General features: G+C 52.3%; 13 protein-coding genes. 6 read left to right on the top strand and 7 right to left on the bottom strand.

The window, feature by feature from the left end; all coding sequences use genetic code 11:
• The first annotated feature begins 95 nt into the window (after positions 1-95).
• Genes ABSL23_RS15500 through ABSL23_RS15480 form a run of 5 tightly spaced genes read left to right on the top strand, consistent with a single transcriptional unit; the run spans position 96 to position 7,644 of the window.
• Complete coding sequence (locus ABSL23_RS15500) at positions 96-1,469, top strand: metallophosphoesterase (RefSeq protein ID WP_353634433.1); 1,374 nt, start codon at positions 96-98, stop codon at positions 1,467-1,469.
• Positions 1,466-4,174 carry an SMC family ATPase gene (locus ABSL23_RS15495; protein ID WP_353634432.1) on the top strand — a complete coding sequence of 903 codons (2,709 nt, stop codon included), beginning with the start codon at positions 1,466-1,468 and terminating at the stop codon, positions 4,172-4,174. Before ABSL23_RS15500 ends, ABSL23_RS15495 begins: the two co-directional genes overlap by 4 nt.
• The gene (locus ABSL23_RS15490) at positions 4,174-5,385 is read left to right on the top strand and encodes a DNA double-strand break repair nuclease NurA (RefSeq protein ID WP_353634431.1); all 1,212 of its coding nucleotides are present in this window, start codon (positions 4,174-4,176) and stop codon (positions 5,383-5,385) included. The genes ABSL23_RS15495 and ABSL23_RS15490 overlap by 1 nt, the downstream gene beginning before the upstream one ends.
• Before the next feature lie 3 nt (positions 5,386-5,388).
• On the top strand, positions 5,389-6,006 hold the full coding sequence (locus ABSL23_RS15485) for a hypothetical protein (protein WP_006601328.1): 618 nt from the start codon (positions 5,389-5,391) through the stop codon (positions 6,004-6,006).
• Positions 6,007-7,644: an ATP-binding protein gene (locus ABSL23_RS15480; protein ID WP_353634430.1), complete on the top strand. Its 1,638-nt coding sequence runs from the start codon at positions 6,007-6,009 to the stop codon at positions 7,642-7,644.
• Here ABSL23_RS15480 and ABSL23_RS15475 read toward each other — a convergent pair.
• From ABSL23_RS15475 to ABSL23_RS15445, 7 genes are read right to left on the bottom strand one after another with little or no spacing between them, the layout of a single operon-like run.
• Positions 7,641-8,075 carry a hypothetical protein gene (locus ABSL23_RS15475; RefSeq protein ID WP_353634429.1) on the bottom strand — a complete coding sequence of 145 codons (435 nt, stop codon included), beginning with the start codon at positions 8,073-8,075 and terminating at the stop codon, positions 7,641-7,643. The two genes, ABSL23_RS15480 and ABSL23_RS15475, sit on opposite strands and share 4 nt — an antisense overlap.
• On the bottom strand, positions 8,072-9,991 hold the full coding sequence (locus tag ABSL23_RS15470; protein ID WP_353634428.1) for a type IV secretion system DNA-binding domain-containing protein: 1,920 nt from the start codon (positions 9,989-9,991) through the stop codon (positions 8,072-8,074). Before ABSL23_RS15470 ends, ABSL23_RS15475 begins: the two co-directional genes overlap by 4 nt.
• A complete protein-coding gene (locus ABSL23_RS15465; protein ID WP_353634427.1) occupies positions 9,988-10,485 on the bottom strand; it encodes a hypothetical protein in 498 nt (165 codons plus the stop codon). The genes ABSL23_RS15470 and ABSL23_RS15465 overlap by 4 nt, the downstream gene beginning before the upstream one ends.
• Positions 10,482-12,248 carry an ATP-binding protein gene (locus tag ABSL23_RS15460; protein ID WP_353634426.1) on the bottom strand — a complete coding sequence of 589 codons (1,767 nt, stop codon included), beginning with the start codon at positions 12,246-12,248 and terminating at the stop codon, positions 10,482-10,484. The genes ABSL23_RS15465 and ABSL23_RS15460 overlap by 4 nt, the downstream gene beginning before the upstream one ends.
• Complete coding sequence (locus ABSL23_RS15455) at positions 12,245-12,496, bottom strand: hypothetical protein (RefSeq protein ID WP_353634425.1); 252 nt, start codon at positions 12,494-12,496, stop codon at positions 12,245-12,247. The genes ABSL23_RS15460 and ABSL23_RS15455 overlap by 4 nt, the downstream gene beginning before the upstream one ends.
• Positions 12,493-13,575, bottom strand: coding sequence for a hypothetical protein (locus ABSL23_RS15450; protein WP_353634424.1), 1,083 nt, complete (start codon positions 13,573-13,575; stop codon positions 12,493-12,495). Before ABSL23_RS15450 ends, ABSL23_RS15455 begins: the two co-directional genes overlap by 4 nt.
• Positions 13,576-13,581: 6 nt before the next feature.
• Positions 13,582-13,899 carry a hypothetical protein gene (locus tag ABSL23_RS15445; RefSeq protein WP_353634423.1) on the bottom strand — a complete coding sequence of 106 codons (318 nt, stop codon included), beginning with the start codon at positions 13,897-13,899 and terminating at the stop codon, positions 13,582-13,584.
• 206 nt (positions 13,900-14,105) lie between these two features.
• Here ABSL23_RS15445 and ABSL23_RS15440 point away from each other — a divergent pair, with 206 nt between their 5' ends.
• Positions 14,106-14,552 (top strand): hypothetical protein, encoded by a 447-nt coding sequence (locus ABSL23_RS15440; protein WP_353634422.1) that lies wholly within the window; start codon positions 14,106-14,108, stop codon positions 14,550-14,552.
• The last annotated feature ends 54 nt before the right edge of the window (positions 14,553-14,606 follow it).

Genomic DNA, 14,606 nt, shown 5'->3' with positions numbered 1-14,606 from the left:
ATTGTCGGAGACCAAGGTTCTATGCTATCCTCAGGGGATTGATGTGCTTGGAAAACAGGGCCATAATATAACAAAACCAAGGAGGATTAACAATTATGCCACAATCAAGTCAGGGTCCGAGGTTCGTTCACTTTTCAGATGCTCATGTCGGCCACCGGCAGTACGGTGTGAAGAAGCGCCGGGACGATATGTATATGACGTTCAGATCAACGATTCTTGACGCTATCGATGAGGGTGTTGATTTCGCGGTTTTCAGCGGGGACTTATTCCATAACAAGGATGTGAATGCTCGGGCCTTGAGCGACGCTGAAAACGGGTTGGAAGAGTTCGCTAAGGAGGATATTCCTGTAGTCGGTATTCAGGGGAATCACGATGCTAATCTGTACAAGGAGGATTTGAACTGGCTGGAATACTTGCACAGTCGGGGACGAATGATCCTGTTGGAGGCTGATCTACAGGGTGAAGGCCCTGTCTTTGAGGAGCACGATTTCGATGAGCCTGGTACCTCTTCAGGTTATGTCGATATTGATGGCGTCCGTATCTTCGGGCTTCAGTACCTGGGTCAGCGGACAGGCGACTACCTTGAAGACGTGGCTGAGGCCATCGAGAAGGTAAATGAGGAGGAAGGTGAGCCGGAAATGACTATTCTGCTGGGTCACTTCGGGATTGAGGATCACGTACCTGGGATGGCTGGTGGCATCTCCTTCAACCAGCTAGAACCCGTGGAGGAGGTCGTTGATTATCTAGGCCTTGGACATCTACACAAGCAGTACAGCCACGGTGAGTGGGTTTTCAATCCAGGTTCTTTGGAGTCCCATGATACGCGTGAGGCCCAGTGGGACCATGGATACTACATAGTGGACTCAAACGAGGACGGTTTCGAATCCGAGTTTTATCAGTCTAAGCGGCGGCCTTTCTTCCGAATCGAATTCGTCGTTGACAACTGTAACACTCCGGAGGAGTTCGAAGAAGAGTTTGAGCAGGAGCTGGATGAGGTCTTGCCTGATCTGCGAAGTAAGCAGCAGGCGGAGTACTACAAGGCCGGTGGTGATGTCCGTGAGCCGGTGATTGATCTTCACCTACAGGGTCTTCTCCAGTTCAGTCGTTCTCAGTTGGATGTTGACTGGGTTCGTGACTTGGTTGAGAAGAAGACTGATGCGTTGTATGTGAATATTAGCGATGCTACGGAGTCGAAGGAGACTGCGGATATTCTTCAGGAGTTAGATGAGGGTGAGGATGAGGTCCGTAATGAGGATGGTCAGATTGACCGGGATATGTTGGAGTCTGCTGTTTTCCGGAAGTTAGCCGGTCAGGATTCCAGGTTCCGGGATAAGGAGGAAGAGGTTGCTGAGACGATGACTGTGGTCAAGAGCAGTGTGTTGGCGGATGAGTCTCCGGAGTCGGTTGCGGAGACTATCAAGAATCGACGCCGGGAGTTGTTCCCTGAGATGGGAGGTGATGATGAATGAAGATTACAGAAGTCGAACTTTCGAACATCAAGAGCTACGACGACGATATCAACCGTATCGATCTCACAGAGGGTATTAATGCTGTTATCGGGCAGAACGGAGCAGGAAAGTCCACAGTCCAAGAGGCCGTCGGGTATGCGTTATTCGATTACCTCGGACTCTCCTCGCAGGACGACTTCGTCCGGAACGGGGAAAACTCCGGAACGGTCCGGGTGACCTTCGTCTCCAATATGGACGGCGAGAAGTATACTGTTGAAAGGAAAGCTGGACGCTCCCGTTACCGCGTGATTCGTGAGAAGGATAACAAAGAGCTTCTTGATACCCGGTCAGACGCGAACAAGGAAGATATCATCATCTGGCTGCGGGATCACCTCGGAGTCCCCGAGTCAACAGATCTGGAGAAACTGTGGAAATCCAGTATCGGAGTGCCCCAGACCCAGTTCACAGACGACTTCGCCAAGACACCGAGCAACCGTGAAGACGTATTCAATCCTCTACTTGAAGTCGACGTCTACGACGAAGCCTGGGATGACCTGCTGGACGTGAACAAGGCCATCAAACAGGAGAAGCAGGACCTGAAAGAGGATATTGAGAATCTAAAAGGGAAAGTCGAAGACCTCGACGACAAACGCGAAGAGAAGGATGAGTTGGAAGAGGAGATCGAGCAGAAGCAGGATAAGCTCGAAGAACTACAGGAAGAGAAAGAGGAGCTTGAGGAACGTGAGGAAGAACTTGAAGAGTTAGACGACAAGATCTCCGAGTTGGAGGGCGACATTGACAAGAAAGAGAATACCATCAATAACAAAGAAGGTTCTCTGGAAGACGCCGAAGAAGCCCTGGAAGAGGCCCAGAAAGCCCAGGAGACTGTCGAGGAAGTCGAGGAAGAATACGAGGAATACGAGGAGAAAGACGACAAGCTGGATGATCTCCGTGAGCGGCAGAGCGAGCGTGACGATATTCAGGACGATATAAACGAGTTAGAGAAGAAGCAGACCAAGCTTCAGCAGCAGAAGGAGAATCTCGAAGACGATGTCGAAGACGCTGAGGCAGCGAAGGAGAAGATGGAGGAGCTTGAGGACGACGTCGAGCGTCAAAATGAATTAGAGGATAAGCTGGAGGATATAGAAGACAAGGAAGATGAGATTGAAGGCCTTGAGGACGATCTCGATGAGGCGGAAGACGACTTAGAAGAGATCGAGGATGATATCGAAGAGTTAGAGGAGGAGATTTCTGAGATTGAGGAGTTAGAGGATAAGGCAGACGAGTTGGAGGGGTTAGAGGAAGACGAACAGGACCTCCGTGATGAGAAGTCGCGGCTTGAGGGCCGTATTGATGATTTAGAGGAGGCTATCGAGACGTTAGAGGACGCTGAGGAAGCTGAGTGTCCTACCTGTGGTCAGGACCTGGACAAGGAACACCGGGGAGAGGTGTTGAAGGAGAAACGAGAAGAAAAGTCAGACGCCGAAGAACGAATCTCCGAGATAGAAGACGAACTGGATGAGCTCGAAGATGAGATCGACAAGGCGAAAGACGCCGAAAAAGAGGTCAACCGTCTACCCGATCTTAACGACAAGCTCGAAAGCTTAGAAGATGACCGTGATGAGAAGGAAGAGGAGATAGAAGGCCTGAATGACGATATCGAGGAGTTAGAGGACGATGTCGATGAGAAGGACGAACTCGAAGAAGAGTTGGATGAACTCGGCGATCCGAAGAGCGAGTACGACTCTGCTGAGACCACCTACGAGAATAACAAGGAGGCTGAAGACGATCTTGAAGATGTCGAACGGGATCTCGACGATTTAGAGGACAAGATCGAGGAGAAGGAAGAAGAGCTTGAGGAGTTCGAAGGCCTTCACGATGACATTGAGGAGATAAAAGAGCGTCTGGATGAGTTAGAGGACGCTCACGAGACCTATATCAGTAAGAAGGAAACTGCCGAGAAAGTCGAGGAACGTCAGGAGAAGGTCGACGGTCTCAAAGAGGATATTGAAGAGTTAGAGGACGATGTCGACGAGCTTGAAGACGATCTCGAAGACTTGGAAGAGCAGTTCGATGAGGACGAATACGAAGAAGTTCAGGAGAGAGTTAGTGAGCTTCAGGGCGATATCGGTGGTCTTGAAGGTACTATCGAGACGAAACAAGGGAATCTCGAAGACCTTGAAGACGAGATTGGGGAGATGGAGGAACAGAAGGAAGAACTGGATGACAAGCGGGACGAGTTTGAGGAGTTAGAAGCCGACTTGGAGTTTGGCGAGTTCATCCGTGAGAGTGTCGACGATGCCAGGCCTCTGATGACGGAGATCCTGGTTAAGGAGATCTCTGCGGAGGCGAATAAGATTTATCGGCAGCTCCGTGGGACCGCTACTGAGGAGCTTGAGTGGAGGCCTGATTACGAGATTGTTATCAGTGAGAACGGTGAGGAGAAGGCCTTCGACAAGTTGAGTGGCGGGGAGCAGATGAGTGCTGCCTTGGCTGTCCGTCTTGCCATCTTAGAGCTTCTGAGCGATGTGGACATCGTGTTCCTTGATGAGCCGACAACGAACCTGGATCAGGAGAAGCGGCGTAACCTTGTTGACCAGCTTCAGAACCTGGAAGGGTTCGAGCAGTTGACCGTGATCAGTCATGACGGTGCTTTCGAGAGTGTGACTGAGCACGCGATTACGTTGGAAAAAGTGGACGGTGCAACGGAGGTGCAGCTTCAGTAATGCCGCTTTATAGAGACCGTATCGCCAAGGAATTAGAGAATAAGAAAAGAGATTTTGACGGTGTAGGCTTCGATAAAGCGGTTATCGAGCAATTCAGAGATGCCGCAGAAGACCTCAAATCAGAGATAGAGACGGAGATCGTCGATAAACTGGAGACTTTACAGTACCCAGGCGCGGTACCTACTGAAGAGTTCTTGAAGGAAGAAGAGTGGATTATTCCTTTCGAGGAAAGCGGCTCCTGGAAATCACATGAAGCAGTTAATAACTGGTCAAGGAGCCAGCTTGAAAACGTTACTACGATTGCAGCAGACGGTTCTCAAATTGATCCAGTAGAGGAGTTTGAAAAGCCAATAGGCCTGGTTCAGGTTGTTTCGATAGCTAATGGCCATACGAAGAGCAGGGATTATGAGGAAAACGCTACCGTCGAAGTTCTGACTCCAGAGGATATTCTTTACTCGGATGAGGAAGGTAGGAAGCAGATTGATGATCAAGAGGTGGACACGAAACGCTTTGAAACCGAGATGCGAGTCTTAGAAAAGCAGATCGAGAAATTTAGCGATAGAGAGCAGCCACCAGTTGTGATCTATGATGGCTCCCTTCTCTTGTCCTTCGCCGCGAAGTTTGACGGTGAAATCCAGGGCAGGTACGCTGAAGCAATGTCTCGTCTGTTGGCTGCCAGTCGATACCACGGTGTCCCCGTGGTTGGCTACGTCTCTGGGTCGGTAGCTACGGATTTGACCAAGATGCTGGATAGTCTAGATCTGGTGAATACAGGTCAGACAGTACGGGATTACCAGATGCTTCAGGCCTTTACTGAGAACTGGGGTGATCGTACTGCATTATTCAAGTCCCGGAGAGACGATACTTTGGAGACGCTTCATACAACATACCAGGGAGAGGATTTCGACTTCTCGGACAAGTTGCTGTTTACGTACTTGGACGTAGGTAGTGGGCCTCAGATGGATCGTATCGAACTCCCTCAATGGGTCGTTGAAGAGGACCTGTTTGATTACGTGATTTCGGTGATTCGTGCGGAGGCCGGTGTTGGAAGAGGTTACCCTGAGATTCTGCAATCTGTTGATGCAGATGCAGTTATCAGCCGTCAGGACAGGCAGCAGTTCTTAAGGATGTACCAGGAGTTTTCGGAAGAGAATGATATTGAGTTGCAGTGGAATAACAAGGCTCTCAGCAAGAATAGGAGGCGTAGATAAATTATGAATGAAGACGACATGGAGCTCGGCAAGATCGTTGGTTCAAAATCTCATATCGACTATGTCTGCGAAATCTACAATGACAGTGTGAGGGAGGAGTCTCCCGATCCGACGGACTATGAGTTCGGTCAGTTCGTGTACATAGAGAAGGAGATCCAGGACAGGAGTTGCTGTTTTATTGGGGTCATTTACGACACCCAGATTGTCGACCCGGATCAGGGGCGAACCGGTCCGAATCTGTCACAGCCCGAGGAGCAGGAGATATTTCAGCCGAGCTATGTCGACGAAAAGCAGGTCTTGGCAGGTATTGCCCTGCTGGGTCACGTAACCGTAGAAGACGGAGAGATCGAAGAAGCAGACCACTCAATCCCTCGCTGGACGCTGGAAGTTGACGACGTGGTCGCAAAACTGCCAGAGGAAGACATGGTGGAGTTCCACGAGGTCGACGGCGAGGTCAAGCTTGAGTACTATCAGCGGATGGTAGACGTTGCAGAAGGATTTGCTGAGGATATTCTATCACAGATATTGGAGCGGCTGAAGCAAGAGAAACCCGGTGAGGCGGACGCGTTAGATGTGATTCAACGAAATCTGGAATGGCAAACCAAAATGGAGGGGATGTAGATGGTTGACGGAATTGTATCTGAGCCTGGGGACGAAGCCAACGAATTCGTCTTTGTCACGCCAGACGACACGGAAATCAAGAACGGAGAGTTCATCTATTATACTGGAACTGTAGAGGTTGAGAACGACGGCGGCGAGTTAGAAGAGCAAGAAAAGAAGATTTTCGCCCGTATCACTCAGCGAGAGCAGAAACGCGGCTATCCAGACCAGTTTATGTCGGACCCAGGTGTCTCGCCGGAAGCTGTAGCTGGCAAGCTTGGGATAGCGACGGAAGGGGTGGATCTCTACCGACTCACTGCCAACGTCATCGGATACTACAACGAAAAACTGAATGATTTCACGAATCCGCGTATCGTTCCTAAACCCGGTACAGAGGTTGAGCTAGCGGCGGATGATGATCTTGAAGAGTACCTAACGGAGGCAGACCCCAAGGAGAACGGCTCAGCGTACATAGGCGATCTACTCCACAGACCTCCCGGAGGTACGGACATCCATCTCCCAATAGACAACTTCGCCTCGACACATCTCTCAATTCTGGCTTCAACGGGTAGCGGGAAGTCCTACACCGCCTCCGTCTTGGTAGAGGAGATGATGCAGCCAGATTCCCGTGCAGCGATGCTGATCATCGACCCGCACGGCGAGTACCACTCTCTTCAAGAAATGGAGGAAGATGAACGGTTTCAGAATGAGGATGAAGGCTATACTCCGGAAATCGATCTCAAGAACCCGGAGGATATCCACATCCGTATCTCCGAACTCAATCTCTCCGACCTATACTCAGTAATCGACGATCCCTCCGATGCACAAGAACACGTTCTCTCTGAGGCCTGGAGCAGTCTCAAAGCCGATGATGACGTCGACTTCAACTACGTTACCCTGAATCAGATCAAGGAGCGGTGTCAAGAGGTAGCGGATAACGACAGTACTGCTAATGCGCTCGAATGGAGGCTGGATAAGGCCTTAGATCGTGATTTGTTTGATGCGAACAATCATTTGGCTTTGTCGCAGTTGTTAGAGCCGGGGAAGTGTACCGTTCTCCAGCTTGACACGATGAGTCTGCGGGAGCAGCAAATGCTGGTCAGTGTTTTGTTCCAGAAGATCAACCGTGCGAGGGTACGATATGAGAAGGATGGGGAAGGAGATCTTGATTTCCCGGTTTTCGGCCTTCTTGAGGAGGGACACCGTTTTGCTCCAGCAGATGGTGAAGCTCAGTCTCTCGGGCCTCTATCTACTATTTTGAGTGAGGGACGTAAGTTCGGGATTGGTATCGGAATTATCAGTCAGCGACCGAGCAAGATTGACGACGATGTCCTGTCGCAGTGCAAGACCCAGATCATTATGCAGATTCAGAACCCTCTAGATCAAGATGCTGTGAAGAAAGGGGTTGAGGACGTTGGCGAGGATCTTCTCTCCGAGCTTCCAGGCCTTACGCCGGGACAAGCGATTATCGCTGGGGACAGTGTGAACACGCCGTTCCCGGCCCGAATCAGAGAGCGTTACACGACCCATAAGGCCGAGAGCGTGCCAGCTACCGATGAATGGCAGAAGACCTGGCGAAAGAACAATGATATCGAGGTCGACGGCAGGGCGGATGCGGATCAAGAGGAAGGTGCGGAAGACCGAGATCAGAGGCTTTAGCGCCTTTCTGTTTCTTCAAATTTTTTCAGTATCTGTCGTCGGAAGGCCTCTAACGACTTTTCCAACTGCTCTACCTTTCTTTCAAGATCCTGAGATTTTTCGACGAGCTCACTATGACTCAAATCCTCGTACTCAGTCACATTCTCCGACTCTGACTGATCCAAATACCGGTAGCCCTTCTCCGTAAGTACTGCCTCCTTGGGGTGTTGGAAGACCCGTTTCTGTCCGTCGATCACTCGTTCAACCATAGTGTCCGGTTTCTCCACGGCGATCAAGCCCAGATCCTCCAGTTTTTCGAAGCAGTAGGAGACATGGTGGTTTTCGAGCGTGGTTTCTGCGGTGATTTTCTGTACGTCGTCACGGCCTTCTTCGATGTGTTGGAGGACGACGTGGTCCTTGTCCCGTATCTCCTCGATTTCTTCTGCGGTCATTCTCCTTCAAGTAGGACGCATTGCTGTTCGAGTTCGGTGCAGAATCCGTTTTCGTCGCGGTGTAGGCAGAAGGCCTCTAAGTCGTCACGGCTGTTTGCATCGAGTTCTGGGCATTCTGGTTCGACAGCTTCGTCGTGTACCTCCAGGTCGTCTTCGGTAACTTCGATTACCCGGTACTCTGCTTCTTCTAGTTCTTCGAATTGGGTGAATGCCTCGCCGTCTTCATCAGTGTAGTAGCTGTAGCCTCCGTTGTCGTCGTTGTATTCGTTGCCGCGACGGTTTTTGGGGTCGTCGACGATGTTCTGAAGTTTCGCTGCTTTCCCCTGCTGGACAACGTAGAAGACTTCCCTGTCGTCCTCGACGGCTCTTTTGAGGTTGCGTAGGACTTTGACGGGCCGTGATAGTGTGCTGTGTTCTGCTTCGAGGTGTGCAATGCTTTCGTCGGGGAGGTGTACGTGGCCGTCTGGTTTGTTGTCGCCCGAGTCTTGGTACAGGAGGTTGACTTGGAAGCCGCGTTCTTCGAGTTGTTTCTTGGCTTGTGCGAGGAGTTCTCGGTGTTTGTCTCCGCCGGCGTTGTTTCCTTTTCCGAGGCTTTGGGAGGCCTTGATCTGGGCTTTTGCTTGGGTAGTGGCGGCGGTGCCCTGTTTTTTGAGTTGGTCGACGTCGGTGTCTTCGGGTTCCCAGGGTGGGTAGGTGTTGAAGAGTACGGCGGAGTTGTGGCTTTGTTTGCTGGGTTTCTGGACTGCTGCCCGGAACTTGCCTAAGGCTTTGAGCTGGTTTTTGGAGAGGCCTTGGAACATTCCGGCGATCTGGGTTTCGTTTTCGCTGCCACTGGGGTTGAAGGTGATTTTGGTGCGGCAGTTGTTGACGACTGCTCTCCGCATGTCGGTTGCGAGTTGTTGGAGGTATTGTGTGGCGAGCCAGCACCCTAAGCGGTATTCTCTGGCTTCGCTGAGTATTTTGGTGAAGTTGCTGCCTTCGCCGCCGAAGTTCTGGAGTTCGTCGACGTAGAGGAAGAAGGGTGTGCGTTGTTCGACGGGCTGGGTGACCCGGCTTTGTGTTGCGGCCCAGATTTTGGTGGTGACGATGCTTCCGACGAGTTGGGAGACTGTTTCTCCGACTTCGCCTTTTTGGATGTCGACGAGGAGGATTTTGCTGTCGTCGACGACGTCGCGGAAGTTGACTCCGGATTGTTCTGGGCCGATAACTTTCCGGATGGTGGGGTTCATCACGAAGTCGTTTAGCCGGCGTTGGAGCGGTTCCATCTCATACGAGGTCATATTCTCTTTGACGCGGACGAGTTGTTCTCGGATGATCTGGTCGTCGGTGTCGTCGATCAGCTCGGTGAGCTGGTCTTGGTTGACGACGCATCGGAAGACGTCGAGCAAGCTGTTTCCCTGGTTTTTCTGGATGTTGAGGTCGAGGTGGGCCCGCAGGAGGGTTTCGAGGACTCGGCCGAACTGGTCACCCCAGTTCTCGCTTTGGCGTTTGAACAGATCGATGAGGTCGGAGACAATGATCTCTTTCTGGTTCTCTCGCTGGGCCTCCGACATCTCTTCGGTGATGTGAGGTTCGAGGACGTTGATCGGTGTAACCGGGTCCCTCGCGGGGTTGATGTAGACGATGTCGTCTTTCCGGTTTTCGGGGAGTTTGGAGAGGAATTCGTCTATTAGGTCGCCTTTCGGGTTGATGATTGCGAGGCCGTGGTCTTTCTCTGCGTCCTGTAATGCGACGTGTATCAGTAGCTGGGTTTTGCCGTATCCGGTGGGGCCGACGTTGAGGACGTGTGTTAGGCGTTTTTCGTCGTCTACTCCGATGTTTTCTTCGACGCCGAGGTTGCTTTCACGGCTGCCGAGGTAGGTGGTGTTCAGGTTGCCTGTGCTCTGTATCAGGTTCTGGGTTTCTTCGGGGTTCATGGCTGAGCGTTTTGGATGTTGTCCTGTTTCCGGTTCGGGAGTGAGAGAAGAGCTGAGAGTTCGTCCTTGGTGGCCTGGAATTTCTGGCTCCAGCCCTGGAACTCTCTACGTTGGACTGCCTGTGCGAAAGAAGTAATTTGGCTGCGGCGGAACGGTGTTACCGTGGTCGCGTTCAGGTACTGGCCTGTTTCCGGGTTTTCGTAGGTGTTGAACGCTCCGGAGATCTCTTTAACCCTGCTGGGCGTGTACTCGGCCGCATTGATGATGAGCAGCCTGATCGAGACGTGGAATCGGGGGCTGCCAGCCTTGTTCTCGATTGCGTCTGCCTGTTTCTTTTCCCGCGGTGTTGGAGGCCTTGACCCCCAGAGTTTCTCTTTCTCCCTCCGGAGGTGGCCGATTCGCTGGTAGGCCCGTTTCCGCCAGTAGTAGCGGCGTAGAGGTTGGCCGATAACCGGTCGGAAGAGGATCTGGATTCGGGTTTTCTGGTGGCTCATTGTTCGATGAGTCGGTGTTCTGCGGGTGTTGCGTGTACGCGGATTTTGGCGTCGAGGCGTCCGCTGACTTTCATTACGGCTTCTGAGTACGGTGCGTCGGTCCCTGTTTTGAGGTCGTAGAGATCGATCTCCTCCTGTTCTGAGAGCTGGAAGTGGTCGATCATTTCCTGGCTGACGCGTTCGTGCCGGAAGAACAGCTTTCCGGGCATCTGGTCGAGCAGGGTTCTCCCCTCTGTGTACTGGGTGAAGTCGTTGGCTGATTGGCTGACCAGTGTGATTGCGGTGGAAGTGTCTCGTGCTTCTCTCACCCAGCGTGTCAGGATTTCTCGGCCTCGGCCCACACCTGACACGTTGTGGGCTTCATCGGCCACTACCAGGGTCCGCCGATCATTTTGGCTGGTAACCTGGTAGAGGTGTTCGATCAGGTCAATGATCTCCGGGATGTTCTCTGATTGGCCTCTTGAGGTGACTTGGAAGCAGGAGGCCTTACCTAGTTTTTCGGGCCGGTCTTGTACGGTGTAGGTTTGGCCGTTGAGGGCTTTGATGAGGTTGTGGTACTCGTTTTTCGGGTCGATGACGATGACTTGGATGTCGGGGTATGCGAGGATGGCTCGGAGGAGTTCGATTTTGGTGTGGAAGGTTTTTCCTGAGCCGGTGGCTCCGAATCTTGCGAGGTGGGGTGCGTGCCACTGGAACCGATCTTGAAGTATGGGTGTACCGTCGTACTGGTCTTCTCCGTAGATGATTCCGGATGACTGGTTGATTGTCCGGGTGGCGAAGGGGAATCCGGCAGCGATGGAGTTACTGAGCTGTAGCTGGGTCTCCTGTAACGGGTCGAGTTGAAGCGGGTTGCAGGCCTTCTGCGCTTGATCGGTTCTGAAGACGGGTTCCTCGAATCCGATACCTATCCGCTTCAACCGCGATTTGACCTGTTCGAAGGCCTGGTCGCAGTCTTCCTTGTTGTCTGCGTGGGTGGAGATGTAGACGGCGTAGTCGAAGGCCTGTTGCTCCCTGTTGGCAAGTTTGTCGAGCATCCAGTCGACGGCGTCTAGTTTGGATTCGAGTTCGTTGGTGTCGAGGAAGCCGGATGCGAGACGGGAGTTGATCTCGGCGTTCAGCTTCTCTTTCAATCGGTTGAGTGTAGAGACGGTCTTAGCGGAGTCTCTTGGTTTGATGAGTTGAGCTACGTCGATTTTGCCGTCGACGCGGAGAAGTTCCAAGGGCCAGGCCAGTTCCAGCTGACTGGGGTATTCAGTGATTATGAGTGCCCGCCGGTATTCCTGTCCGGTGGAGACGTACCGAGGTGTTGGGTTGCTGGGAGAGATTTCGAGTTCTTCGGCAGGGATTTCCGTTGCGGAGAGGTTAGCGGTGTTAAGGGAGTCGGTGATCTGTTGGGTTCTCCGCTGTACCTCACTCTCTAGATCCTCCGAGCTTTCAGAGTCGAGTACTGAGGCAAGGAATCCTCGGCTTGAGGCGGTGACCGGTGTGGTGATGTAGTGCTCGGTGGCGACGAGTGATTCGTCGTTGAGACGGCTGCAGTACCTGAGATAGTCCTCCCAGAGCTCCCTACGGATGGAGAACCGGTCTTTCAGGTATTCGGCGTAGGGCTGAAGCTCTAAATCGCGTTGCAGCGAGTAGATGTTGATTGGGTAGTCGGCCTGATTCAGAACCTGTTTGAAGTTCTGATGCACTCCTAATGCCTCCTTCTCGGTCATCAGCTCCAAGTTTGTCGGCGTAACCTGGATCGCTCCGTACTGTGTCATAGGTACCTCCCGGCGAGAAACCGGATACTGTGGATGATGTGGTGGTCCAGCGGCTGGCTGAATGGCCGTACTGTGTAGAGAATGGTTCCGTGCAGCAGGCCCGGAACGAGGTAGATGTAGGCGTCTGTGAGAGCCGCTGCTGTTGCTATGGGCAGGGCGAGTCGGAGTACGTCTTTCCAGGTGAACCGGCCGAAGAACTGCATGGAGACGTCTTCGACCGTTCCGGGGAACTGGAAGCGGGGTTTCATCGTAGCCGCCTCCGGAAGTCCTCAACTCGGCCTGTGGTCTCACTGTCCGCTCTCTTCCTCCGGTTTTCTCGGAGACGCTGACGTTGATCAGCAGTGAGATCAGGATCATCGTCCGAGGCATCGCCGCTGCTATCGAAGCTATTGGAGACGGTGTGTGCCTGGCCTACGGCGGTCTGTGACGCCGTCCAGATCTGGTAGGGAACGAGAAGTAGGAGTGTGAAGGATGCAACTCCAAACATCCAGTTAGACACGCTTTGAAGACCGCTGTTGCCTGCTCCTCGAAGTAGTGAGAGCGAGAATTTGAGGACGAGGACGTCCGCTGGCCCGATCAGCAATGCGGCGAACCAGCCGGCTATGAATGTGTCTGCGTACCGCCTGACTTTGGGCAAGCTCCACATTACGGCCAGCAAAGGACTGACTGCGGCTCCGAACAAGATATAGACATTGCGGATGAGGAATAGGGCGACGACTGCGAGTAGAAGAACTGATTCGACTACCCAGGCGATGACGAGACCTGTTGAGAGGCCTGCTACTTGCTGGATGTTCTGTATTTCTGGTGTGAATGCGTGGGTGAAGGCGTTGGAGAGGTCGACTGCGTACTGTAGGATGGGAGGTGAGAGTGTGGCGAAGATGAGTGCGATGACGAGCCGGGGGAGTGTTTTCCGGGCTTGGTTGTAGGAGATGTTGAGGATTGGGCCGATGATGTAGAGTATGCCGGTGGCTGCGAATCCGAGGCCTGCTATAACGTATGATATGATGAGTGTGTCCTGGTGGACGCTGGATACGGCAGGGTTGGGATGAACTGTTGGCGTAGTGGTGAGGACGGTGATGAGTACGCTGAGTAGGACTTCTGCGAGTTTTCGGAAGGGCCAGAAGATTATGTCCGTGATCGTCTCTCCGAGAGTCTTTCCTTGAGTGAAGTCTTGGATCGTGTCGATCAGGTTTTGAATGCCGTTTAGAATCCCGCTGTTGTTGTCTTCGTCTTCAGTAGGGGTTGTAGTCGTGTTTTCTTGTGCGGCGACGGGTGTAGCTACTAAGGTGAGGGCGAGCAGGCCGGCGAAGATGATTCTCCGGTTCATTGTTTTTCAGGTGCAGATCGTGGTTCCGAGTTCCGAGGTGAGGAACTGAATCACCATATTGGAGGACAGCAGCAGGATCGTGCCGATCAGCGTGTTCTTGGCAACCTGCTTACCGCGGCGTGTATTGTCCTCGCCTGGAAGCAAAACGAACAACGAGGCGGTCAACAGGCCCAACGTTCCAAGCGCGATGCCGCCGATGAACGCTAACTGGGTTAGCGAGTTTAGCAGGTCGAACAGCGGTTGGAAGGCCTCTGGGGGGCTGCAGGGAAGATTGTTGTTTGCTGCTGACAGTACTGTGGGTCTTAGGCTGGGTTTGGGTTGCATCGTTCCCAGATGCAGCTATGGGGCCGGGTGGTGAAAATATAATAGTTCTTATATTTTTTTCTGAGTTGGGTGCTGTTTAGTGGTTATGTGGCTGGGGTGAGATGGTTTGGATTTCGTAGCTGGGTTTGAGCGGTGGGTTTTATTTGGGATAGCTGGCTATGATTTCGTAAATGGGTGGAGATAATCTGGAGATTCCAGGTAAGTTGATGAGTTCGACTGTGAATGCGGATTCTCGTCTTCCGGTTCCTGATCCGTTCAAGGAGGTGGTGTTTCGTGATTATCCGGAGAGTCCTGCGGCGTTTTGGGGGAGGGAGAAGAGTCAGGGTTTTGCTGTTCTGTGTAGTGATGTCTTGAGTAAGCCGGATTTTGAGATTTTGAAGAGTGATGATGGGACTTTTCAGACTTACAAGTTGAATGAGGATAATTGGGTGCATATTGCTGATGCTGTAGTGGATGAGACTGAGATTAGTGATGAGCCGGGGGAGGTGGTGTATTTCTTTATGTATGGGGAGATGATGGAGGGTGATACGAAGTCGGCGTATGTGTTGACAGAGAAGCAGGCGTGGCGGTTTCTGCCGGTGGAAGAGATTCAGGGTGAAGGTGTGACTGAGACTTTGCTTTCGGATGTTCCTGGTTTCCTATCTTCGCCGTAGAAGGAGGGGCGTCAAAGTAAGAAGAGGATGGGAAATGGGAGTGGTTGAGGTGGA

It is taken from the genome of Halobacterium sp. NMX12-1 (assembly GCF_040435975.1).
Taxonomy (GTDB): domain Archaea; phylum Halobacteriota; class Halobacteria; order Halobacteriales; family Halobacteriaceae; genus Halobacterium; species Halobacterium hubeiense.
Note: the sequence above shows the minus strand (reverse complement) of the source record. Positions and strands in the feature narration are given on the sequence as shown.

Excerpts from the sequence above, each read along its gene's own strand:
- ABSL23_RS15500 (WP_353634433.1), top strand. The coding sequence starts at position 96 with ATGCCACAATCAAGTCAGGGTCCGAGGTTCGTTCACTTTTCAGATGCT.
- ABSL23_RS15495 (WP_353634432.1), top strand. The coding sequence starts at position 1,466 with ATGAAGATTACAGAAGTCGAACTTTCGAACATCAAGAGCTACGACGAC.
- ABSL23_RS15490 (WP_353634431.1), top strand. The coding sequence starts at position 4,174 with ATGCCGCTTTATAGAGACCGTATCGCCAAGGAATTAGAGAATAAGAAA.
- ABSL23_RS15485 (WP_006601328.1), top strand. The coding sequence starts at position 5,389 with ATGAATGAAGACGACATGGAGCTCGGCAAGATCGTTGGTTCAAAATCT.
- ABSL23_RS15480 (WP_353634430.1), top strand. The coding sequence starts at position 6,007 with ATGGTTGACGGAATTGTATCTGAGCCTGGGGACGAAGCCAACGAATTC.
- ABSL23_RS15475 (WP_353634429.1), bottom strand. The coding sequence starts at position 8,075 with ATGACCGCAGAAGAAATCGAGGAGATACGGGACAAGGACCACGTCGTC.
- ABSL23_RS15470 (WP_353634428.1), bottom strand. The coding sequence starts at position 9,991 with ATGAACCCCGAAGAAACCCAGAACCTGATACAGAGCACAGGCAACCTG.
- ABSL23_RS15465 (WP_353634427.1), bottom strand. The coding sequence starts at position 10,485 with ATGAGCCACCAGAAAACCCGAATCCAGATCCTCTTCCGACCGGTTATC.
- ABSL23_RS15460 (WP_353634426.1), bottom strand. The coding sequence starts at position 12,248 with ATGACACAGTACGGAGCGATCCAGGTTACGCCGACAAACTTGGAGCTG.
- ABSL23_RS15455 (WP_353634425.1), bottom strand. The coding sequence starts at position 12,496 with ATGAAACCCCGCTTCCAGTTCCCCGGAACGGTCGAAGACGTCTCCATG.
- ABSL23_RS15450 (WP_353634424.1), bottom strand. The coding sequence starts at position 13,575 with ATGAACCGGAGAATCATCTTCGCCGGCCTGCTCGCCCTCACCTTAGTA.
- ABSL23_RS15445 (WP_353634423.1), bottom strand. The coding sequence starts at position 13,899 with ATGCAACCCAAACCCAGCCTAAGACCCACAGTACTGTCAGCAGCAAAC.
- ABSL23_RS15440 (WP_353634422.1), top strand. The coding sequence starts at position 14,106 with ATGAGTTCGACTGTGAATGCGGATTCTCGTCTTCCGGTTCCTGATCCG.